Below are 23,228 nucleotides of genomic sequence, written 5' to 3'. Positions count from 1 at the left end.
ACAAGTGAGTCCCCCTCTTAATTGTGCTTACTATGAATGAACTGACTAGGATGTGTCTGAAAACTCATTACTGAGTCAATTTAAAAATGGAAGCCACGTATACAAATGACAAAAATGACTTGGAATCCCTGTCCTAACAAGTGGCTACGCGGCGAAATGTTTGACTTCATTGAAAAATACTCCAATAAGTGGCGCTCTTTATACAAGAACCAATAGACTTTCCTAACGTTTTCATTATTTACTTTAGGTGGATTGATGTAGGACGCTTGTTTTGCCTTAATCCAATCCGAATAGCTTCTGAGCCATAAGCTTTGTCTCTTTAACCGATATAGAATCAATGCTTACGTTTTCAAAATCAATTTCTAATTGAAGCGCTCAGAAGATGGTGACAAGTAATTCTATATCTCTCCATTTACAAAATCGACTGTAGACCGTTTTTCATGAATTATAACGTTCTTCTGGCAAATCACGTAGTGAACTGACTGTAGATGCTCAAATAAACTTTTGTCCCACGGGTTGAAGAATGTTTTCTGGGAATCTTGGAAAGTGTCTTCATTGGCTTAAATAAAGAGTTTTTTATAAAAAACACTACCTCAATTCTGTTGAATATAGCTATGCACAATCCTAGCTCATCCTAACTATCATGAATCTTGCCAACTAGCCAGAATTTAGACCTTTAATAAGAGCCTCTATAACAGATTGCGAATGGCTATGGATAAAAAAATGATCCCCATCAAATTCAAAATAATTGCAAGCGCTATCACACACTTGATCCCACTCTTTTATATCTCCTGATAGATTATCATCCTGCTTACCATAAAAAATATAAGTGTCACACAGAAATTTGTCGTCTCTCTCTTTAAAACTATAAGTCTCGGATAATCGAAAGTCCGACCTAATGATAGGTAAAAAAAGATTCTTCAGTTCAGTATTTTCAAAAAACTGTGGCGGTGTTCCACCTAATTCCACTAAGTGTTGTATAAACTCCTCATCTGGGAGCGCGTGAACGATTTTTTCATCCTTGTCTGGTACATGCGGGGCAGATCTTCCAGAGAAAAAAACGGCGCGAGGCTCCTTATAACCCATACTTCTCAGTTTATGAGTCGTTTCATATGCGAGAATAGCCCCCAAGCTATGCCCAAAAATCGCATAGGGATCTCCACTTAATTGCTGCACAATAATTGATGTAACATCTTCCACTACTTCTTCAAAAGATCGATAAAAGGGTTCGTGCACTCTCCTGCCCCTACCAGCCAACTCCACAGGGATAATCTCAGCGATTCCAATTAATTGACTTGACCATTGATTGTAGATGGCAGCAGAACCACCAGCGTAAGGTATACAAAATAATTTCATAATTCAAATCCATCTCTCACAGTTTATTTTTAAAATTCAGTCACTTATTATAAAAGTGTTCTCATCCTAAATGAGTCAGATGAAGAATAAAACTTAACGGTTGAAAACTCACATTCATAGAGTGTTTAATATAGATTTAAGAATACAAATGACAATACTTCACAAGGAATACTTAAAATTCATTATGGATGCGGATTCGTCAAAATTACTATATAACTCTATTTAATTAGTAATTTCCAGGAATTCAGCTCTATAATTAGATAGAAGAGTACATCCATCTTAAATACAGAAATTGACGGTTATATACCCACATTTTCCATGGTATCCCTCTATATGCCAGTCGTCAAGTTGATTTTGGCTTTCAAGTTAGAGTTTTCACAAAGACAAATATAATCAGTTGTTACATATAACCATTTAATTCCATGTTTAACAAAATAGATAAACACCCAATCAGAAACGCAACAAGACGGATGGGAGATTAAGATGCTAACATTTGAATAATTTTACGTTTTTTCAGTAGCTCCATATAGTAACTTGCGTTAGAATCTTCAACATTGTGTGAATAATTTAACTGTTCAGTCTGGGTGAAACCCAATTAATCCGTTACAGTAGATGGTCAGGCGACATATTTAACCTGAGAACTCTCATTTCATGGTATTTAATTGATTTGGAATGATATTTTCCGTGTAGAGTTACTTAGATCTCAGTGTTGATAATTCGGAGAGTAAAATTAAAAATGATGGTGTGATCGAAACAGAGTAAATAATCGAAGATCGGCCGTTTGTCATATACAAAGAGCTCGCGATGCTGTTGACCGATTAAATCATAAGTCGCGCATTTGCTTATTACTTTGCCCCTAGATGAGGATGGAAACATGTTAATCAAACAACAAGTTATAGCTTCCAACAAAACAGGTTATGGTTTAACCCGCTTAGCAACAACTTGTAGATGAAGAGCCTCCTATTTGCAAAACTTCAGATAAAAAATCTCGTCTCACAACGTCAATGACATTGTAAGACGTATTGTTAATTAAATGCACTCATATCCGCCGCAAAGGCACGAATGTCCTGCGTGATGCGCATGCTACAGAACTTCGGTCCGCACATGGAGCAGAAATGAGCTTCTTTGGCTCCTTCTGCTGGCAGCGTCTCATCATGGTAGGACAGCGCACGTTCAGGGTCCAGTGACAGGTTAAACTGGTCACGCCAGCGGAACTCGAAGCGTGCCTTGGACAATGCATCATCCCGGCGTTGAGCACGTGGATGGCCTTTTGCCAGATCGGCGGCGTGGGCTGCAATCTTGTAGGCGATGACCCCTTCCCGCACATCATCCTTGTTGGGCAGGCCCAAATGTTCTTTTGGTGTAACATAACAGAGCATGGACGTGCCGAACCAGCCAATCATGGCCGCACCAATGGCGGATGTGATGTGGTCGTATCCCGGAGCAATGTCGGTCGTCAGCGGCCCCAGCGTATAGAACGGTGCCTCTTTACATATCTCCATCTGCAAGTCCACATTCTCTTTGATCTTATGCATCGGCACGTGACCCGGCCCTTCGATCATCACCTGCACATCATGCTTCCATGCGATCTGCGTCAGTTCCCCGAGCGTAGCCAGTTCCGCCATCTGAGCTTCGTCATTGGCATCGTAGATACTGCCTGGACGAAGTCCATCTCCCAACGAAAACGCCACATCATACCTTTTCATAATCTCGCAGATTTCTTCAAAATGGGTGTACAAAAAATTCTCCTGATGATGCGCAAGGCACCATGCTGCCATAATGGACCCACCGCGAGACACAATGCCTGTCATCCGCTTGGCGGTCATGGGGATATAACGCAGCAGTACACCTGCGTGGATCGTAAAGTAGTCCACTCCCTGCTCTGCCTGCTCAATGAGCGTATCACGGTACAACTCCCAGGTCAGCGCTTCCGCTTCGCCATTCACCTTCTCCAGCGCCTGATACAGCGGCACCGTACCAATCGGCACAGGTGAATTGCGGATAATCCACTCCCGGGTGGTATGAATGTTTTTGCCTGTGGACAGATCCATCACCGTATCCGATCCCCATCGTACCGCCCAAGTCATCTTCTCGACCTCTTCCTCAATGGAGGAAGATACGGCAGAGTTACCTATGTTGGCATTGATCTTCACGTGAAAATGACGACCGATCAACATCGGCTCACTCTCCGGGTGATTGATGTTGGATGGCAGAATCGCACGTCCACTCGCCAGCTCCTGCCTTACAAATTCCGGTTCTACGCCCTCACGAATGGCGGCAAACTCCATCTCTGCCGTAATGACTCCCTGCCTCGCATAATGCATCTGAGTCACACAGCGTCCTGTCTGTGCTCGCAGCGGTTTGCCACGCAATCCAGGGTACTCTTCGGCTCCAGCTTTCTTCCCTCCGGGCTTTAGTCCGTTATCCTCCGGTTTAACCGTACGACCCTGATAAGCTTCAACATCGCCACGCTCTGTGATCCAGCGGGTACGCAGGGCTGGCAGACCTGCACAGATATCCGCATGAAATTCGGGATCGGTCATCGGCCCGCTCGTATCGTAGACACGTAGCGGTTCGTTATGCTCCACCCCTTGGGGAGTATTCGTGTCATGAAGGGCTATCTCACGCTCAGGTACAGCAATGTCCGGCCGTGAGCCCTGAATGTAGACTTTGCGGCTGCCCGGAAAGGGCTGAATCCGTCCGGCCGCTCCTGTTTCTTTTTCCACCTGCTGACCGTTATGTTCCTGCTCCATCGCTTGTTGTCCCGTTTGATTTCCTGTACTCATGTTCGCTTGTCTCCTCCTCAGTGTTCGTCGCTTGTTTGGTTGGTATCGTCATTAGCTTACTTACGTACCTGTCCCAAATCATGCGCAATGCAGAGAAGAAAGAGCGATCCTACGCCAGACCAGGGGAGACACTTTTCATGTACAGTTCACAACAGACGGAGGCTGCCACAGATCATGAATCTATGGTGACTTCTCTCTCATCATACAAGCCCACTTTCGCAGGTTATTGAAAAAAGAAGTCAATGGAGTACGCGCTATATAGCCCGTTCACTGTATATAAAAAAGCCGGTCCCCGAAGGAACCGACTTTTATGTCCATCACCAATAATGCACCTTCAATCAGCTCCTTAACGGAGACTACAAGGGTCACATCATGAGGTGGTTGAGGTCATATCGCCGATTACTTCCCTACGCTGGTATGATCCAGATCAGGTGCAAAGGGTCCGGAATCTCATGCGATTCCGTCTCAGTCCGGACAATTCGGACTCCCCCAGTAACGTTAGTAAGTTGCGGCTTACATAAGCCGCCGTTCATATTCAATGAAGCTGGCCCCGTAGGGCCGTCCATTACAGAGTAGCGCAACCGGAACATAAAAACAACCTTTATATTCCAAATGATCAAACTCCATTGGAGAAAAAAACTTACATAAACATCAGGATAACATGAGCCCCATCTGCGTAGCAGCATCCTTCAATACAGGTGCGTATTCATGCAATGTCTCCTGCGAGAGTCGACTGACAGGCCCTGAGACCGAGAGCGCAGCTGCAATATTGCCTCTGCGATCCATAATCGGTACAGATACCGCGGCAGCTCCCGGCTCACGTTCCTCATAACTCGTCGCATATCCGTTATCCCGGATATCTCCCATTTGCGCCAAATACACCGCGGGATCAATAAACACCGGCCATTCCGGGCCGTTCATCAGTTCTTCACGATCCTCGTCCGTGGCAAACGCCATCAAAACTTTGCTGGAAGCGCCCACAGACAGCGGGAGTCTAACACCAACGGGGGCGACTCGGCGAATCGCCTGATCACTTTGCACAGCCTGAATCCGTATCCGTTCACTCCCATCACGCAGGTACAGACTCACGGTCTCCCCCAATCGATCTCTCAGTCGCTCCATCGCAGGCAGCAGCAGAATAGCGGGATCATCACTGCGGGACATATGAGCCGACAGTTCCCAGATTCGGATGCCAAGTCGGTACTTCTCTGTTGCTGCATCACGGATCACGAACCCTCGATCCTCCAGCGTAGCCATCAAACGGTGCACTGTACTTTTGTGCAGGCCGATCTGGCTGGCAATTTCGGTGAGTCCTAGATCACTGCGTGTGGTAAAACATAATAATATATCCAGCGCCCGTTCCACAGCCCGGACGGTTAACTTGCGATCTTCCATGGCATAATGCCCTCCTCATGTTTCATCACATGAAACTTGGTTACATAAATTATATGAGAAACGGTCTCATCTGTAAACCAAAAAGAGCCAAAATCGAAATAGGCCAACCTGTAAATTTTTCCTTTTTATAAGACTTAATCCCCTGTAATTTACACACTAAGGTAATGTTACCCATATATCTTAAGAACTATATAACAATTGCGTAACAAATGCCCTCAATCAATTGACTTTGACTATACTGGAACATACGATAAAGATATATTAGATTAAGATATCGCTCTGAAGCAGGCTCTGAAATCGACGCAATTCTCTTTTCATGTCGTTGTTATCTTCAACTGAACTTCAAAGGAGGGGCATTCATGTATCCAACATCCCAGAGCGAAGCCCCGCTGCAAACAAAAGTGTCCGATCTGCCCTCTTCCCTATCACCGAGGCTGATTCGGTTCAAACATATTATCGTAGCGTTGCTGCTCTCCGTTGTATTTTTTCTACTGTTTTGTTTTATTGCACTGCATGGTTACATCGCATGGGTATTATCCAATCCAACGGTAGCGCCGGTCTTCTCCAATCCGATGCAGGCCAAGAACATGAAGTACGAAGACATCACGTTCCCGGCAGCAGATGGCAGCCGGACGATGCAGGGATGGTATATACCTGCTGACAATGCTGCAAGCAAAACGATTATTTTCAGTCACGGCTATGGTGCCAATCGTGAAGAAACATGGGTACCCATGTATGACCTGGCACATTATGCCCATCAACTTGGGTTCAACGTGGTCATGTTCGATTATGGCTTCGCCTCACAGGTGAACAAAGCTGTAGCCACAGGTGGCAAAGCTGAGTCACAGCAATTGTTGGGTGCCATCCAGTTCGCCAAGCAGCGCGGTGCGCAGGAACTGGTTGTGTGGGGTTTCTCCATGGGTGCCGGTACGGCGCTTCAGACTGGGCTGATTACACAGGAAGTGGATGCGATGATTCTGGACAGTACGTTCCTGCTTGAGCCGGATACACTGTACCACAACATTCATAACCAGATCGATCTCCCGCGTCAGCCCACACTCGAGATCATGAATCTGTTGTTCCCTGTTCTGAATGGTACCGGATTGCAACAGATCCCGTATCAGGAAGTGAAAAAGGAAGATTATCCGTTCCCGATTTTCTTTATCCATGGTACAGAGGACGAGAAGGCGCCTTATCCAATTGCGGAGCAACTCGCCGCCAATCAGACCAATCCGTACTCGGATGTATGGATTGTCCAGGATGCGCATCATGAGTTGATCTTCCGGGAACATCCAAAGGAATACCTGCGCCGTGTCTCAACTTTCCTGAGTCATGTAACGAAGACAAGCAGTGACGATGTGCAAAACACGAATAGTGGAGAATAACCAAATTTCAATCATCGAATTTTTTCCAGAGCCCTCAGGGGCTCTTTTTTTTGCAATCATAGGACAACAAGCTCGCGGAATATACTCTTGGGACGCATGAACAGATGGTCTGCATGTAATGAATTTCATCTGAAGGAGGTTCAACATAGATGAACTGGTATGGATATGGTCACCTACTGCCTCTGCGGACATTGGAGGAAATCCGTTTCTGGAAAGAGCAGGAGAAAGAACATACACTCGTCATTCGTGCCCTGGTTCCTGATCTGGAGCCCCCATACGTCAAGCTACTGGAGGAATGGGAGGCTACCTTTGCAAACAGTGAGCGAGTAGCCAATCAGCTTTTAAAACAACTATTGCCCGCAACCCATCCACCTGCTCCCTACATGGTTCGTTGTATCGATCAACTTGTGTTGGCAGCTCGGCAGCAATCGAGAGAGTTCATCAAACAGCTGTATGTTCTTCTGGAACAAAGTGCTGCTGTGCAAGCTGTTCCGCTTGCCAAAGTACTCATTCTGCATTTTATCCGCGAATCGGAATATTTTCTGGGCGTATTGGATACGCTTGGCCAACCTGGCATCTTGCGCGAAACGGATTCGGAGCCGTCACTTTTTCTGGAAAATGCGCTGCATACGTCAGGGTCAGGAAACATCCAACGCCAAGCTTCAGAAGCTCCAACTTCTCCAGAGGGAAATGTAAATGCACCTGCCGCTTCAGCTCAGATCCAATCTGCAACCGTTCAACCGCCTTCTACCGGAACAACACAAGCCACACCCAGCTCTACAGCACCTCCTGTAAAAGAAAAGCCGGTTCCCATTGGAGGACACACACTGCCTCCCCTTCCCTATGCGTACAATGCGCTGGAGCCACATATTGATGAGCTGACGATGCGTATCCATCATGACAAACACCATCAATCTTATGTGGACGGACTAAATGTAGCAGAGAAAAAGCTGGCGGAATCGCGAAAAAAGAATAACTTTGAACTCATCAAACATTGGGAACGTGAACTCGCCTTCAACGGGGCAGGCCACTACCTGCATACGATCTTCTGGACCATTATGAATCCTGCTGGAGGCGGTAAACCTTCCGGTATGCTCGCAGAACAGATCAAACGGGATTTCGGAAGTTATGAAGCATTCAAGAATCAATTCACGGAAGCCGCGAACAAAGTGGAAGGCAGTGGTTGGGCGATGCTTGTCTGGAGCCCGAGAGCACACCGTTTGGAGATTTTGCAGGCGGAAAAACACCAGAACCTGTCCCAGTCCGATATCGTACCGCTCCTGCCACTGGATGTGTGGGAACATGCCTACTATCTGAAACATCAGAATGAACGTAAAAAGTATATCGAGGATTGGTGGAATGTCGTCTACTGGCCGGCTGTAGCTGAACGGTACGAAACAGCACGCAAGTTGTTGTGGCCGCCTTATTAAGCTTGAGCTTAGATGGATGAGAGAAAAAAAGAGATATCTCCAGCCGAATGACTGAAAGATATCTCTTATGGTGTAGACAAAAAAGCAAGCCTCTTTTAAAAAGAGACTTGCTTATATTTTGAGAGACTTCCTATTTCAAAATGCTCACTTAAGAAGCACAGCCCTCGCACGCTACATAGTTGTCGCCAACCTGTTTGCTAATAGCAATCAGGTCGCCCAGCTTGATATCTGCCTCATCTGTAAACTCCAGATCTGCAATACGAGCAACGATCAGTGCAGCAGCCTCTTCCTTGCTTGTTGCCATTTGGCTGAACTCAGACTTTTCGCCTGTAGATACAACCTCATATAAGTACGTATATCTCAACGTTTCCATCCTAACACCCTCCTTCCGAAATCACATCATATCATCTCTATTACCCAATTCCAAGTCCGATTATCAAGAACTCAATCATAGCGCAGTTTCATCTGCTCAGCTGTGAGACGTACTTCTTCAGAGCCAACACTAAGCACCCTGCTGGCTTCCGCCTGCGGATAGCGATCACGCAGAGTTCGAACCAAAGCCGCAGTATATGCCGCAGCTGAAGGTACACCTGCCAATTCTTTCAGACTTGCCATCGTGCCAGGCTGAACATCAGGATATCCTTCACTCGCCCCGCCTGCTGCATGCTGATAAAATTGACGCACGTCCGCTGCCAGTTGATCTCCCTGACCTTCCACGATGATAAAAGCAGTAATAATATACGCCTTAGCCTGCCTGCGCTGGGCAATCCCACAGAATTTCAGCCCACCTACACTGACATCATAGTCTCCCGGGCAAAAAGCACCCTGAACCTCACCAGTTTGCGCCTGATTCGACCACGGCGTTAGCGACTCGGCAATAATCGAAGCCATCTCCCGGAAATCATCATGAATATTGATGGCATGTCCGGGATTAGGCAGAATCAGTGACACATTAACTACCCCTGGATTCAAGGGCACTGCCGCTCCACCGGAAGGCCGAACACAGACCGCTGTCCCTTGGCTTCTTATCCGTTCCATCGCTTCTACAGCCTGTGCCAACCTGCGGTCACGCAAACCCGCTACAAAGGCATCTGGGTGTCTCCATATATGTGCAACAGGCAGATGCCCTGCCCCAACCCGCCTGCACATGACTTCTTCCCAAGCAAAAGCTTCGAGTACACTACTACCTTGTCGCATGAGTGGTGTCTCCCAGATTTGTAGACGCAATGTAGCCTGTTTATCTGCCTGTAGTCCCTTTTCCGGCTGAACCGGTTGATCTGAATGGGAAGGTACACTCATCGTTTCATTACCTCCGGCTTAACGAATTCATATGTATCCAGTATATAGGAATGACAACGCATATATAAATAAGCCGGTTCCCAAGGAACACGGCTTATTTATATCACATCCTATGGCTTAGAAACTGCTACTTCCAAAACCAAAGGAACTTACTCATCCGGCTTGTCCAGCGAGTGGACATACCTGATCTTAATCTTTCACCAAAGACAAGAATTCTGCACGTTGTGCCGGATTCTCACGGAAAGAACCACGTACAGCAGACGTCACCGTCTTGCTTCCCGGTTTCTTCACGCCGCGGGAACACATGCACAAGTGCTCGCCTTCCACAACGACCATAACTCCATGAGGCTCAACGGCCTCTGTCAGAATGTCAGCGATCTGTGAAGTAATACGTTCCTGAACTTGAAGGCGACGTGTTACCGCTTCGACCAGACGAGCCATTTTGCTCAGACCAACGATCTTGCCGCTTGGTACATACCCAATGTGCACCTTGCCAAAAAACGGCGCCATATGGTGCTCGCATTGACTGTAGTAGACAATATCCTTGACGATAACCAGTTCTTCGTGATTCTCGTCAAACGTGACACCGAGCACATCGCGCGGGTCTACTTCATATCCACCAAAAATCTCTTCATACATCCGGGTCACACGTGCGGGCGTTTCAAGCAGCCCTTCACGTGTACTATCTTCTCCGATCAATTTCAGGATCTGCTCTACATGATACTCGATCTTCTCCCGATTGTCGGATACTTTTGAATTCAAATAATCTTTAACGCCAGCCACTGCCGAACGCCTCCTTTCGAACCACATACTTTAAGAGGTTGTTCAAAAAGTACGCTTTTGATTACGATGGATGCCTAACGGCATCATCAACGTCGAATATGAAATTCAGCCGAAATGTCCGTTGCTCACGTAGTTTACTACGCTCCGCTACTCCATTTCTAGCTTCATCCCATCTTCTCGGTACTGAAAACCCAACTTTTTGAACACGTACTTTAAGCAGTTATTCCCTGCTATTATTTTCGGCGGCCCGAACTTTTACGCGCAGGATGCTGTTGCGGCTGAGGCATTTTCGCTCCTGGCTGCTGATTCTTCATCATCTGCTGGGCACGCTGCATTTGCTTGCCATTCAGGTTGTAGCCCATTTGCTTCGCCATTTTCTGAAGCATGTCCGGATTGCTTTGCATTTTCTCAAGTTGTTTACGCAAGTAGAACACCCCGATGAAAAATCCCCCGACCAGACCAACAATCAATGTGATAATCGGTATAACAATATCCATCTCTTAGACACCTCTGTATGCATTCTAAAAAGCCTGATAATCCGTGTCACTTCATGATGTTCAACACACATGTTGCAAACCTGACACAGACCGGATTTCCTGAAAGTATCATAGCATTTCCGCACGCCTTGAGCAAACGGATTTTCCAGTTGAACCGCACACAAGCTACGTCATGACAGCTTCAATGAAAACGGTTGTATGCTGAGCCAGATCGATTTCAACCACATCCAGAGAATAACGCGTACTTCCGCGCGCCACCCTGATTACAGGTCTGCCGGGCAATCCCCGATGTTGACGCACAATGACTCCAGTCTCTTTGGTGGACAGTCGTACCGCTGTACCATTGGGATACACGGATACACTCTTGTTGAACTCAATCAGAATGTCCCGATCCAGCTTTGTACCAGACAACGCCATCATCTCTTCACAGGCCTCATGTGGCATCAAACTGTCCTTGGATAAACCATTAATGAGATTATCATAGATATTAGCCACACTAACGATTCTCGCAAACAGATGAATGTCACTCCCCTTGATCCCTCTCGGCATGCCTGTACCATCTACATGCTCATGATGTTGCAGGGCTGTATGGGCGACCAACAGACTGAACTCCCGTTTGTTCTTAATCACTTCGAATCCACGCCATGTATGGTGCAGCGAAGAATTCGCAGCAGAGCCACTGCCCGGAGGTTCCCCCACTTTGCCTATATCATGCAATAATGCCCCCACAGCAAGGTCCTTCAGTTGATTATAATTGAGTCCCATATTCAGTCCGATGACCGAAGACAACAAACATACATTCATCGCATGAACATATTGTGCATTGTCTTTGGTACGAATATCGGTGAGCTGCACTAACAGTTCACGCCCGTTCAGTACATCATTCAGCAACTTCTCTATACTGAGGGCAACCTTTCTCGGACTCCAGTCTTTCCCCGAGCGAATGGATTCGAGTGTGACACTCATTTCGTTAATTATTGCCCGTTTCGTGGTTTCATCCAGAATGTCCTCTGGTTCCACATCTTTATACGCTTCATCCTGGATGTATAACATGGTCACGCCAATACGCTTCAACGTATTGACCATGTATACGGTGAGCTGGACTCCGGCAGACAGCAGTACCGTACCGTTACTGGAATATACCGTCTTGCCCAGAAGCTCCCCCGCTTCCACGCTCTCCACGTTTACATATTTCATGAACGTCCCCCGCTCTTACGTTACGATCGCTGCTCCAATGTGAGCAATTGCTCCTTGGTTTGCAGACCGCCTACATAACCCACCAGGGTACCGTCTCTACCGCTGATACGGTGACAGGGAATAATAATCGGAATCGGATTTTTGCTAATGGCGTCCAGAACTGCACGAACAGCCTTGGGTCTGCCGATGATTTCCGCAACCTGTTGGTGTGATGAGGCCTCTCCATAAGATATATCGGACAGAACTTGCCATACTTGTAGCTGGAATGGTGTTCCAAGCCGATCAAGCTGCAAGTCGAACGTTTTTCTCTCCCCTGCAAAATACTGCTTTAACTGCTTAGCAGTTTCGCTAAGCTTCTCTTCATTCTTCTCATATCGATACTCGCCAATCCAGGTGCGGGCCCATTGTTGCAGATGAGCTTCGCGTACGTGAAAGGCGCCAAAATCAATGTGACACAGTCCTTCATCCGTCGCGCATAACGTAAGAGTACCAATCGGTGTCAGTATCTCATCGTAGTATACGGGCTTGCCATGAAGACCCGTAACGGCTGAAGGTTTCCACGCTGCGGCTTCCGGTTTGGCAGGCTGTGCAGACTGCTCACTACCCGGTTCAATCCCAGCTTCCATTTTCAAATCCTGTTGTAACGCACGCAAGGCATTGTTCTCGTTGTTCCGTTCCTCTTGCTGCTTCTCACTCACTTGCCCAGCCTGTGGCTGTTTGGGTAAGGTCTCGGACGAACTCAGTCGCTCCTCGGCCTTCTGCAGCATGCTTAGTACGTTCCCATCTTGTTCGTTAGCGGCAGCTTCCCCAATTGCTCTCATGGCGTCTTCTCCTCCAATTCTGCTTAACGCCCAAGCTGCGGTTCCCCGCAACTCGGGGCGCGGATCACGTTTTAGTACTTCTGTAAGTTTGGGTACAGCACTTTTGTCTTTGAAATTGCCCAGGGCAATAACGGCGTTGCGTTGAATCGGCTTCTTGCCCCGCCAAGCGGCGGAACTCTGACCGAAACGTTCCTTGAATTCCCGGTTACCGATGTCCAGCAGCGGCAGCAGGAGTGGCTTCACAATCTCCGGATCGGGGTGAAACTCGGGATGGTGATCCCAATTCTTGCCCCGATTCTTCGGACAGACAATCTGACACGTGTCACAACCGTACAGACGGTTGCCTATTTTCAGCATAAATTCTTCATCCACGAACCCTTTTGTCTGGGTTACAAAAGAAATACAACGCTGTGAATTCAACTGCCCCGGGCCCACCAATGCTCCTGTAGGACAGGCATCAATACATTTTGTACATTCACCGCAGTCTTCGGTCACAGGTGTGTCTGGTTGAAAAGGAATATTCGTTACCAGTTCTCCGAGAAAAATCCATGAACCGAATTTGGGTGATATAATCGCACAGTTTTTGGCGCTAAAACCAATCCCCGCACGCTGGGACACCGCACGATCCACCAATGCTCCGGTGTCTACCATACTTTCGATCATGGCCTCAGGTACACGTTCACGTATAAAGTTTACCAGCTTGTCCATCGCTGCACGCAGGACCTGATGATAATCCTGGCCCCAAGCCGAACGGGCAAAAATGCCTCGATACGCACCAGGCTCCGATTTCGGCGGATTCACCATTTTGGATGGGTATGCCACGGCTATTGCGATCAGTGAAGCGGGCTCGCCATCTTTTAAGGCGGGGTGCACCCTTTTTTCAATATCCGGCTCTTCAAATCCTGAAGCATACCCCTTATCCCGCGACTGCTCCAGCAGCGACTTCAGGGAAACAAAGGGATCAGCCGAAGCAAATCCGATATCATCAATGCCCAGTCCGGGGCCAGCTGCCTTGATCTCCTGTTTTAACTTCTCCCATACGGAGGCATCCTGTGCTGCCCCGGTCTGTACGCTCGTCATTTCTCTTCCCTCTCTTCTTCCGACACTTATTCCGTAAATAGTGAACGCCCGCCTCACGGTAAGAGGACAGGCGTTAATTTCTATATATGCCTTGCATACTTGATTTCAAACGGAACGAGTCTATATGGTTTAACGCAAAATGCAGTCTGAAGTTGTTGTCCTGTCAGCATTTTACAATTTCTTCAATTCAGAAAACGGCCAGAAAATAAATTCAGCCTTGCCTACAATCTGGTCGGATGTAATACTGCCAAACACTCGGCTATCCTTACTTTTTCCTTCATGACGATTATCCCCCATCACGAAGAAATGATCCGGCTCCAATGTGATTGGGCCAAAATCAGGGTCCTGCACTTCAATATCAGTGTACGTTTCCGCTTGTTGCTCGCCGTTCACATATAGATGGTGATCCCTGACCTCAATTGTATCTCCCGGAAGTCCAACGATCCGTTTCACCAGAAAATCCTTCTTCTCTACACCTTCACTTGGATCACGAAGTACAATCACATCTGATCGGGAAGGAGTACCCAGATGGTATACGATTTTGTTGACGAAAAGGCGATCTCGCTCAACCAGTGTCGGCTGCATGGACTGTCCCTTGACCATTGACAGATTAAACACAAACAGGTTCAGCAGCATCATGATTACAAAAGCAACAACAATCGTTTTGACCCAGTCCCACAGCTCGACAACCCAGGATTTCCCCGGTTGTTCAGGCTTTGACGGTTCATTACGTTGCTCGGAAGTCACATGTTCCATTGAATGATTATTGGAATTCAAAGGGACACCTCATTTATTAAATAGTTGAATTAAACTTGTAACATGGTGACCATACTCCCTTTCAGTCTACTTCATTTGGGAGAGTGAAACAATTGGTTATGAGCACCAATACCTTCGTTATCGTGAATACAGCCGGGATAGTCGCGTTAATTTAAATAGAATTCGGAGACTCCGAAGCATGTTCATAAAATGAGGGAACCAGAGGAATATGACGTGAAGAACACTCATATAAATAGAAAGGCACATCCCTCACGTTCTTACACGTTAAAGAGATATGCCTAATATGAAATGAAAATCTTTTTTTATTTCTTTTTAAACATGCAAACTAAGCTTTGGACAAAATACTAAGAGTCTGGAAAGCGCTCATAATCTGATTGGCACCGTAACCCATTGCTTCATATAGAGGCATGGCTACTTTGTTGTGCTCATCACCCGCCACCCATACCTGGCTGACTTTACGCTGCTGGAACCGCTGTTCCATAGCCTCGACAAGTGTTTTGCCGACTCCACGGCGACGATAGTCTGGATGTACCGCAATACGGTAGATACAACCCTGGTTGTGATCAATCGTACCGATCAAAGCGCCTACGAGGTCTCCCTCTTCTTCCGCAACCATGATCAGGTCAGAATCCCATGACAATTGACGGGCAAACGGGCCCATCGTGTTCTCATAACACTCTTCCGATAGTGCAACCTGGAGAAGCTCCGTCATCTGGCTTGCATCACTCAACTGAAAGGAACGAACGTGCATGTCTTAAATCTCCCTTTTCGTTAGCTTAGATGAGGTTTTTTACAAAAAGGGAATCCCTTTTTACCAAAAACCCAATGTTCATATAATGACAAAAAACGAGAAAATACCGCTTCTTCGTCAATTAAACCATACTTTTCTCCATAAAACACGCATTTTCTTTTGAAAGCGCTTAATTGTAACCGTTTACATACGAATATTAAACTTTTCATCCATTAAAACGCCTGAAAACACATAAATAGTTGCATAATGGGTAAAATATGTTTGTTATCTCTGGCCCATCATTAGATCAACGCTTCGGGGGACTTAATAAACAAAAATGTTGCTTAATTAGCTCGAATGCGGTTTAATATTAGTGGCAAGGGTATTATTACATATGTACCTGTTCTCAAAAAAACTAAAATCTCAGGAGGTATTTCATTATGACTTTTCAATTACCAGCACTTCCTTACGCTAACGACGCACTGGAACCACATATCGATGCAAAAACGATGGAAATCCACCACGATCGCCATCACAATACTTATGTAACTAACTTGAACGCAGCTCTGGAAAGCGCTCCTGAACTGCAAGAAAAAAGCTTGGAAGATCTGATTGCTAACCTTGACAGCGTACCTGAAGGCATCCGCACAGCGGTTCGCAACAATGGTGGTGGACATGCTAACCACAGCTTGTTCTGGGAAATCATTGGACCTAACGGCGGCGGCGCTCCTACAGGTGATATCGCAGCAGCTATCGATAGCGAACTGGGTGGTTTTGATAAATTCAAAGAAGATTTCGCTAAAGCAGCTACAACTCGTTTCGGTTCCGGCTGGGCTTGGCTCGTAGTTGGCAAAGATGGCAAGTTGTCCATCACTAGCACACCTAACCAAGACAGCCCTCTCTTCGAAGGTCTGACTCCGGTTCTGGGTCTGGATGTATGGGAGCACGCTTACTACCTGAACTACCAAAACAAACGTCCTGACTACATCGCCGCTTTCTGGAATGTAATCAACTGGGATGAAGTGAACAAACGTTACGCTTCTGCAAAATAAGACTGTTAGTATGCAACAGTTAACATAAAAGAGAGCCTGATTCGGTCGTTGTTGATCAGGCTCTCTTTTTGCTATCGCTATAGTTATAGTTAATGGGTGTTTTGTTTTTAACGAACCCAGGACACGCTATTGCTCCATATTTCATCGTATCGCGAACCTAACGAATCTCAGAGTAGCTATTTCCCCAAATACGAGCTTTAATGCGCACTTTTGGGTTGATTTGGCTATGATAACGTCACTCAGGTTCGTTAGCTCCCCCATTTAATCATTCACTTGATCATACGCTCCGGCAAAATAACTGCTGATCAGCTTCAGAAATATGTTGGGGAATGCCATCTTGTCCATATCTTCCGGACCAATCCAGCGGTAGGTCAAGCCATCACCTTTACCTGTCAGTGTCAGCTTGCTCAGCGTCGGATCACTAACGTCAGATGATGACATCAACATCTCTCCATCGTTAAGCGATGTTGAGATGTTCTGCGGATTAGGCGTGCTTGGCTCCGATGAATGCGTTGTGTCTGACTCAGGTGACACAGCTGATGATGAGGCTGTGCCCTCCCTTGTTGCCGCCTGTGCATCGTAGGCGGCTCTGGCTTCCGCTGCGATCAGCGGAAGCTCACTGCTCTGGTCCTGCTCGGTACACTTGTACACCTGCAGGCTCCAGACAATGTGGCTGAACACATGCTCCGCATGGGTAGCCAGCCCTTCTGGGCGGGCAGCGAAGCCTTCCGCCCATAGACTGCCGGCCAGCAATGCCATGGCCGGCTCATCCGCCAGCGGCGCTGCCTTCTTGCTCGCTGCGGCGGGCGCCGCGAGCACATGCGGCAGCTCCCACATGCGGGCCAATAGGCCCGTGTCTGGGCGCTGGCGCACTAGCACTTGGCCGCGATGAGCACCGCGGCCCTCCACAATCGCGACCAGCCGCTGCTCAGGGCGCGGCGGCTTCGCCTTGGTCTTAACCGGCAGCGTAAGCTCTCTTCCGGCGATACGGCCGGAACATTGCTCCATGACCGGGCAAGTCAGGCAGTGCGGCGCTTTGGGTGTACACACCAGCGCACCAAGCTCCATCAGCGCCTGATTGAAATCACGCGCCCGCCCTTCCGGAATGAGCTCTCCTGCGAGCTCTTCCATCAACACCCGGGTGCTGCCCTTCATAATGTCCTCATCGATGAGGAAGTATCGGGACAGTACCCGCATGACATTGCCATCTACCGCAGGCTGCGGCTGGTTGAAGGCAATGCTGAGAATGGCCCCGGCCGTATACGGGCCCACCCCTTTTAATGCAAAGACAGCCTGTTTCTCCTGAGGCATCTCTCCTCCGTGCAGCTCCATGACTTGTCTCGCGGCTGCCTGAAGATTACGTGCACGGGAGTAATACCCGAGTCCCTCCCAATTTTTCAACACATCCTCTTCGGGTGCTTCCGCCAACGCCTGCACGGTCGGGAAATTCCCGATAAAACGATTGAAATACGGAATTACCGTATCGACCCGAGTCTGCTGAAGCATAATCTCCGATACCCATGTGAAATACGGATTGTTGTGGCGACGCCACGGCAAATCCCGTCGGTTGACCATATACCAGTCCAGCAAATTCACGCTGAAATGTTGTTTCTGTTCCTGTAAACCCATATTTCCGTCCTCTCCTATTGCCAAGCTAGCTACTTTTCCATCTGTTCTACGATCGCAAAGGCCGCTGCCAATTCCGTCTGATGCGTAATGCTCAAATGAATGTCATATTGCTTATCGTATGGCAGCTGCAGACGTTCCCAGGCTTGACTGGACAGCGAGGCCACTGGACGTCCTGTCCCATCAGGCAGCACCTCAATGTCAGTAAAACCCATGACACCACCAATACCGCAGCCAAATGCCTTAGACACCGCTTCTTTCGCTGCAAATCGACCGGATACAAACTCCGTCATCCGCTTCCCTCGACGAACCGCGATCTCCCGCTCTGCTGGCGTTAAAATTCGTTTCAGAAATGCTTCCGCATGGCGACCGGACAGCAGCTTCCGCATACGTCCAATCTCCAGCACATCATTACCAATGCCATATATCATCAACGCTTCACCCGCTTAATCTTTTATACTGTAAGAGGTTGTTCAAAAGTTCCATCTTCTTGGTACTGAAAACCGCTCTTTTTGAACATGCATTGTAAAAGATATCCTTTCAATCACATGATCCGTAACTCTCCGAACACGTATTCTATTGTAGCAGGAGGGGCGATCAGAAGCGAGTACCTATCCGCATTCCCATATATGCTAAAATATGAATCAGGAATCGTCTGAAATTCTTAGGAGGTCTGAATAATGCCCATAACTTTTGAATTGCCCACTGACGTAGATGCGATCATTCGCGGAGACTTTTTCCCTGCACAACAATCCGCTCAAGGCGTCATCATTCTGGCTCACGGATACAAAGGCTTCAAAGACTGGGGCATGTTCCCCTACGCAGCTTCACAGCTAAGCCAGACACATCATGTGCTGACCTTTAATTTCTCTCACAACGGTATCGGCGAATATCTGGAGCAATTCTCTGAACTTGAAAAGTTCGCAGTGAATACCTACAACCGGGAGCTTGCCGATCTGGCCCTGGTACTGGAACATGTGGCTACACAACCTGAACTCACTCGACTTCCTGTATACCTGGTTGGCCACAGCCGCGGTGCGGGCGTAAGTCTCGTCTATGCACTGGATCATCCCGAGCAGGTGGCAGGTGTCATCTCCTGGAATGGCGTAACCAATCTGGATCTCTTCACAGCAGAGCAAAAAGAAGAAATGCGTACGCATGGCCGCAGCCATGTCGTTAACGGACGAACAGGCCAGCAGATGCCACTGGACGTGGCTATTCTGGAAGACCTGGACAAGCATAGCGAACGTTACGCTATCATTGATCGCTTGGCTTCTTCACCTGTGCGAGTCGCACTCATTCAGGGAACAGAAGATCCCCAACGTCTGCGTGACGGTTCTGCCGCACTTGTGCAAGCACGCCCTGATATCCCATGGCACCAGATACCCGAAGGGAACCACACCTTTAATACGGTACATCCATTTAAAGAAACCACTCCGCAACTGGAGCAAGCCATCACCCAAACCCTGCAACAGATCAAAGACTGGAATAGCTAACTCATCTTTAATATAGTAGTCACCTGGATTTTTGCGATTTCTCGTTCCACATAACAAAAAGAGTCACTGCGTGAGCAGTGACTCTTTTTGCATTCCCTATATATCGATCATGCTCATCCATCCGTATTAGATCCCAGGAATGGCATTGCGTTTGTGATGTGTGCGCGTATAGAACGCTTCGAGGCGCTCTTGTGCAGCCGGATCGATCTGTTTGCCTTCGAGATAGTCGCTGTTCGCTTCATACGAAATTCCCAGCTCATCTTCGTCCGTCTGACCTTCCCACAGTCCTGCCGATGGTGCTTTGTCCAAAATTGCCTGTGGCACGTTCAGATATGCTGCCAGCTGGCGTACCTGACGTTTATTCAGGGTGCTCAGTGGTGTAATATCCACAGCACCGTCGCCCCATTTGGTATAGAAGCCTGTAATGGCTTCGGACGCATGATCCGTACCTACAACGAGCAGGTTTTCTTCAAACGAAAGCGCATATTGCATAACCATACGAGTTCTCGCCTTAACATTACCTTTGCCTTGGTGAGTCATATGGCGTGGGCTGCCCAAAGATTTGAAACCTTGCTCCACTTCCAGCGCAATCTCGTTAACTGCATCTTCGATATTGGTTTCCACGACATGCTTCAGATCGTATGCTTTGGCTACCGCGTAGCTGTGATCGATATCGGATTGTTCACCATAAGGTTGGAACACACCAAGCGTTTTGTACTCTTGGTTGTTCTCTTGCGTGAGCTCGTCCGTCGCTTTTTTGCAAAGCGCCGTAGCCACTGCACTGTCAATACCGCCACTGATCGCAATCAGCAAACCCTTGGCACCCGCATTTTTCACATACGTCTTCAGAAAATCAACACGCTTGCGTACTTCCTCTTCCTCATTAATGCTTGGTTTAACCTTCAATTCAGCGATGATCTGTTGTTGCAAACTCATCGTTCACACACCCCGTTTCTAAATGAATGAAATTTGATGTCCAGCTTGAAAGGTCCGAATGGTTCAATAACCTTATCTATCCAAAATGAAACGCCCCGGCATCGGTGATCCGAAGGGCGGGGCGTTCTATGGAGCGAATTAACGGCAGTAACGGTCAAATGCACTTTTGAGATCAGCCGCAATATCCTCTGCAGAACGGTCTTCCACTTGATGACGCTCGATAAAGTGAACGAGTTCTCCGTCTTTCATCAGAGCGATGGACGGTGAAGATGGAGGATACGGTGCAAAGAATTCACGTGCTTTTGCAGTTGCTTCTTTGTCCTGACCAGCAAATACAGTGTACAGGTGATCCGGTGTAATATCGTGCTGAAGTGCTTGGGACACACCTGGGCGACATTGACCTGCGGCACATCCGCAGACAGAGTTAATGACAACCAGCGCTGTTCCTTTTGCATCCGGAAGACTTGCTTCCACTTCTTCAGGAGTACGCAACTCCTGGATTCCTAGACGAGTTAACTCATCCCGCATGGGTTGAACCATATCTTTCATGTATTGATCAAATGACATCGACATTCGGTTTCACTCCTTATAAATGGTTGTTCTATGATCTCGATAGAATTAAAGGCTAATAACTCTCCAAAACAACGTTACATTCATATCGAACATTATGGATGTAATGATGTGCTATTCCTATTATACATCCATAAGCAATGAAAGCAAGATTCAGAAACCGCCTGCGGAAAGGCCTCTTCCATAATATTATGTCTCAATGTCTGGCAAAATATGCTGAATGACTAACGTTCAAATGCCACCTTGAAGGTCGTGCCCTGGCCTTCCTCCGATTCCACAGTAATGGTTCCGTTATGTCGTTCCACAATACTTAGGCACATGGACAATCCAAGTCCGGTTCCCTTGGCTTTTGTCGTATAGAAAGGTTCAAACAGCTTTTCCTTCTTCACTCTGGGTAGACCAGGTCCTGTGTCACGTACACACAGTTCCACTTTATCATCCACTATCCGTGTCTCCAGCGTAAGCACGCCCTTCTCATTCATGGCTTCCATCCCGTTACGGGCCAGGTTCAACACCACCTGTTTGATTTCCTTAGAATTGAGATGCAGCTTCGGCACATTATGGGCCAACATGAGTTCAATACTCTGACCACGCAGGTTCGCATCCGCCCATAACAACGGACTCAGTTCATGTATGATATCGTGCAACTGGGATTCTTCTTTCTCGGCAATACGATTCTGAGCCAAAGACAAGAAATCATTAATGATACTGTTGGCCCGGTCCAGCTCTTCCAGAACGATCCGGTAATAGTGATCGAGGGAGTCAGGACTCTTTTCCTGCATAAGTTGAAGAAAACCCCGCACAACCGCCATTGGATTACGCACCTCATGCGTAATGCTTGCAGCCATCTGCCCCACCAGACTGAGACGATCCACATTATCCAGTTCACTTCGCAACATCTCAAGCTCCGTGATATCCTGAATGATCAGCATGGCTCCTGTAACTTCTCTCGCAGACTCTGTTGAAAAGGCATAGATCGGTACGGTTCGGGACTGAAATACGTATGCACCGTAACGAACGGTCAACCCACTAATCTCACCATGAACGATGGCTCTGCGAATGCTTTTATCCATCTTATCCGCCTGACCTTGTTCAACAAATTGACTGGCAGGCTGTCCAATGAGATCAGGCGTGGAGGTACAAGGTAGCTGCTCCCTTGCGGTTTGCTCCATCATCTCATTGACAAACATGACTGTGCCTTGTTTATCTACGGTAGCAATGGAGAGAGGCACTGCATTCAGGATCTGATGAAGTTTCTCCGTTTCGGCTATGTATCGGTGGTGGACTTCCGAGAGATGCTGCTCCAGCCCGCGATAGTGCTTCATCCGTTCCAGCCATAGCAGACTCAGACTGCCCGCAACAATGGCTCCAGCGGTATATCCAAGTGCTGTAAGTATCATGTAGGTCGCAGAGTATGTGGATTCATTCTGGAGGGATGCGATCCATAACAGACTCGTTACAATCAGTTCCATTGTAATCAGGATGATGAGGATCGCCATTTTGCGTGAAGGTGTATTATGCTTGAATCGTTTGGCAGACAACCATACAATAGGATAGAGAAGAATGCCTGTATGAAGGAGAAATCCGTACAGATCATAGGAATGCGCAAAAAGAAAATAGAAGAGAATATGTAGAATGGACAGCGTTACGCCTATAGCGGACTTACAATACAAAATAACAAGTATCACAGGTACGATGTTTAATGAGATGGGCACAGCCACCGGGCTTGCATAGAGCGCAAACAGCAGACACAATAACATGCTAGCGACACTTGTCACAGCAAAACTGGTATGAACGATTCCGGCATGTTCCATTCTGGCAATAGCCCGCTTGGAAAGTACCAGACGGAATAAGGGAATCAGATATACCGCCGACCCTGCCAGCAGTACTTGTAAAAGCATGTCCTTTAACGCAACCACAATGCCATCTCCTCCTCTGCCTGCACATTCCCTCATGTATTTCTGATTAAAACATAGGCGACAGTATATTACAATATATCCCTTAAGACTGCA

At 47.4% G+C, this 23,228-nt stretch carries 20 protein-coding genes and 1 riboswitch; of the genes, 4 read left to right on the top strand and 16 right to left on the bottom strand.

The features are described 5' to 3' along the window. Nucleotides 1-657: 657 nt before the first annotated feature. From QNO02_RS03310 to QNO02_RS03300, 3 genes are all read right to left on the bottom strand, one after another. Nucleotides 658-1,356 (bottom strand): thioesterase II family protein, encoded by a 699-nt coding sequence (locus tag QNO02_RS03310; RefSeq protein WP_289391079.1) that lies wholly within the window; start codon nt 1,354-1,356, stop codon nt 658-660. Nucleotides 1,357-2,381: 1,025 nt separating this feature from the next. Continuing rightward, on the bottom strand, nt 2,382-4,109 hold the full coding sequence (gene thiC, locus QNO02_RS03305) for a phosphomethylpyrimidine synthase ThiC (protein WP_289392665.1): 1,728 nt from the start codon (nt 4,107-4,109) through the stop codon (nt 2,382-2,384). Nucleotides 4,110-4,529: 420 nt separating this feature from the next. Next, nucleotides 4,530-4,643: riboswitch (TPP riboswitch) on the bottom strand. A gap of 150 nt (nt 4,644-4,793) precedes the next feature. Then, nucleotides 4,794-5,537, bottom strand: a complete 744-nt coding sequence (locus tag QNO02_RS03300; RefSeq protein ID WP_017690772.1) for an IclR family transcriptional regulator — start codon at nt 5,535-5,537, stop codon at nt 4,794-4,796. Nucleotides 5,538-5,896: 359 nt separating this feature from the next. On the opposite strand from QNO02_RS03300, the gene QNO02_RS03295 reads away from it, so the two are divergent. Further along, the gene (locus QNO02_RS03295; RefSeq protein WP_289391078.1) at nt 5,897-6,922 is read left to right on the top strand and encodes an alpha/beta hydrolase; all 1,026 of its coding nucleotides are present in this window, start codon (nt 5,897-5,899) and stop codon (nt 6,920-6,922) included. A gap of 149 nt (nt 6,923-7,071) precedes the next feature. Next, on the top strand, nt 7,072-8,352 hold the full coding sequence (locus QNO02_RS03290; protein ID WP_289391076.1) for a Fe-Mn family superoxide dismutase: 1,281 nt from the start codon (nt 7,072-7,074) through the stop codon (nt 8,350-8,352). A 148-nt stretch (nt 8,353-8,500) separates the two neighbouring features. Here QNO02_RS03290 and QNO02_RS03285 read toward each other — a convergent pair whose 3' ends face one another. From QNO02_RS03285 to QNO02_RS03250, 8 genes are all read right to left on the bottom strand, one after another. After that, on the bottom strand, nt 8,501-8,725 hold the full coding sequence (locus tag QNO02_RS03285; protein WP_091039003.1) for a hypothetical protein: 225 nt from the start codon (nt 8,723-8,725) through the stop codon (nt 8,501-8,503). Nucleotides 8,726-8,796: 71 nt separating this feature from the next. Next, the gene (locus tag QNO02_RS03280; protein WP_289391075.1) at nt 8,797-9,651 is read right to left on the bottom strand and encodes a lipoate--protein ligase family protein; all 855 of its coding nucleotides are present in this window, start codon (nt 9,649-9,651) and stop codon (nt 8,797-8,799) included. Between the two features lie 189 nt (nt 9,652-9,840). Beyond that, the gene (gene folE / locus QNO02_RS03275) at nt 9,841-10,434 is read right to left on the bottom strand and encodes a GTP cyclohydrolase I FolE (protein WP_036668229.1); all 594 of its coding nucleotides are present in this window, start codon (nt 10,432-10,434) and stop codon (nt 9,841-9,843) included. A gap of 233 nt (nt 10,435-10,667) precedes the next feature. Next, nucleotides 10,668-10,931 (bottom strand): YneF family protein, encoded by a 264-nt coding sequence (locus tag QNO02_RS03270; RefSeq protein ID WP_017690778.1) that lies wholly within the window; start codon nt 10,929-10,931, stop codon nt 10,668-10,670. Nucleotides 10,932-11,096: 165 nt separating this feature from the next. Beyond that, the gene (locus tag QNO02_RS03265; protein WP_091039000.1) at nt 11,097-12,128 is read right to left on the bottom strand and encodes an HD-GYP domain-containing protein; all 1,032 of its coding nucleotides are present in this window, start codon (nt 12,126-12,128) and stop codon (nt 11,097-11,099) included. Nucleotides 12,129-12,148: 20 nt separating this feature from the next. Next, nucleotides 12,149-14,029, bottom strand: coding sequence for a tRNA epoxyqueuosine(34) reductase QueG (gene queG, locus QNO02_RS03260; protein ID WP_289391073.1), 1,881 nt, complete (start codon nt 14,027-14,029; stop codon nt 12,149-12,151). Nucleotides 14,030-14,200: 171 nt separating this feature from the next. Then, nucleotides 14,201-14,785 carry a signal peptidase I gene (gene lepB, locus QNO02_RS03255; RefSeq protein WP_074096722.1) on the bottom strand — a complete coding sequence of 195 codons (585 nt, stop codon included), beginning with the start codon at nt 14,783-14,785 and terminating at the stop codon, nt 14,201-14,203. Between the two features lie 346 nt (nt 14,786-15,131). Further along, a complete protein-coding gene (locus QNO02_RS03250; RefSeq protein WP_017690782.1) occupies nt 15,132-15,557 on the bottom strand; it encodes a GNAT family N-acetyltransferase in 426 nt (141 codons plus the stop codon). A 419-nt stretch (nt 15,558-15,976) separates the two neighbouring features. Here QNO02_RS03250 and QNO02_RS03245 point away from each other — a divergent pair, with 419 nt between their 5' ends. Continuing rightward, nucleotides 15,977-16,588 (top strand): superoxide dismutase, encoded by a 612-nt coding sequence (locus QNO02_RS03245; RefSeq protein ID WP_036614138.1) that lies wholly within the window; start codon nt 15,977-15,979, stop codon nt 16,586-16,588. A gap of 261 nt (nt 16,589-16,849) precedes the next feature. Here QNO02_RS03245 and mutY read toward each other — a convergent pair whose 3' ends face one another. Continuing rightward, a complete protein-coding gene (gene mutY / locus QNO02_RS03240) occupies nt 16,850-18,217 on the bottom strand; it encodes an A/G-specific adenine glycosylase (protein WP_133387497.1) in 1,368 nt (455 codons plus the stop codon). A gap of 29 nt (nt 18,218-18,246) precedes the next feature. Further along, a complete protein-coding gene (acpS, locus tag QNO02_RS03235) occupies nt 18,247-18,645 on the bottom strand; it encodes a holo-ACP synthase (protein ID WP_076216711.1) in 399 nt (132 codons plus the stop codon). A gap of 249 nt (nt 18,646-18,894) precedes the next feature. On the opposite strand from acpS, the gene QNO02_RS03230 reads away from it, so the two are divergent. Then, the gene (locus QNO02_RS03230; protein WP_289391072.1) at nt 18,895-19,710 is read left to right on the top strand and encodes an alpha/beta hydrolase family protein; all 816 of its coding nucleotides are present in this window, start codon (nt 18,895-18,897) and stop codon (nt 19,708-19,710) included. A 126-nt stretch (nt 19,711-19,836) separates the two neighbouring features. Here QNO02_RS03230 and nadE read toward each other — a convergent pair whose 3' ends face one another. The 3 genes from nadE to QNO02_RS03215 form a co-directional block, all read right to left on the bottom strand. Further along, nucleotides 19,837-20,646, bottom strand: a complete 810-nt coding sequence (gene nadE / locus QNO02_RS03225) for an NAD(+) synthase (protein ID WP_047841401.1) — start codon at nt 20,644-20,646, stop codon at nt 19,837-19,839. 138 nt (nt 20,647-20,784) lie between these two features. Beyond that, on the bottom strand, nt 20,785-21,219 hold the full coding sequence (locus QNO02_RS03220) for a BrxA/BrxB family bacilliredoxin (RefSeq protein WP_091038991.1): 435 nt from the start codon (nt 21,217-21,219) through the stop codon (nt 20,785-20,787). Nucleotides 21,220-21,440: 221 nt separating this feature from the next. After that, on the bottom strand, nt 21,441-23,135 hold the full coding sequence (locus QNO02_RS03215; protein ID WP_289391071.1) for a two-component system sensor histidine kinase NtrB: 1,695 nt from the start codon (nt 23,133-23,135) through the stop codon (nt 21,441-21,443). Nucleotides 23,136-23,228 lie beyond the last annotated feature (93 nt).

Origin of the sequence: Paenibacillus sp. PK1-4R (assembly GCF_030369595.1) — a bacterium.
Classification (GTDB): Bacteria; Bacillota; Bacilli; order Paenibacillales; family Paenibacillaceae; genus Paenibacillus.
This window is presented reverse-complemented; position numbering and strand designations above follow the sequence as displayed.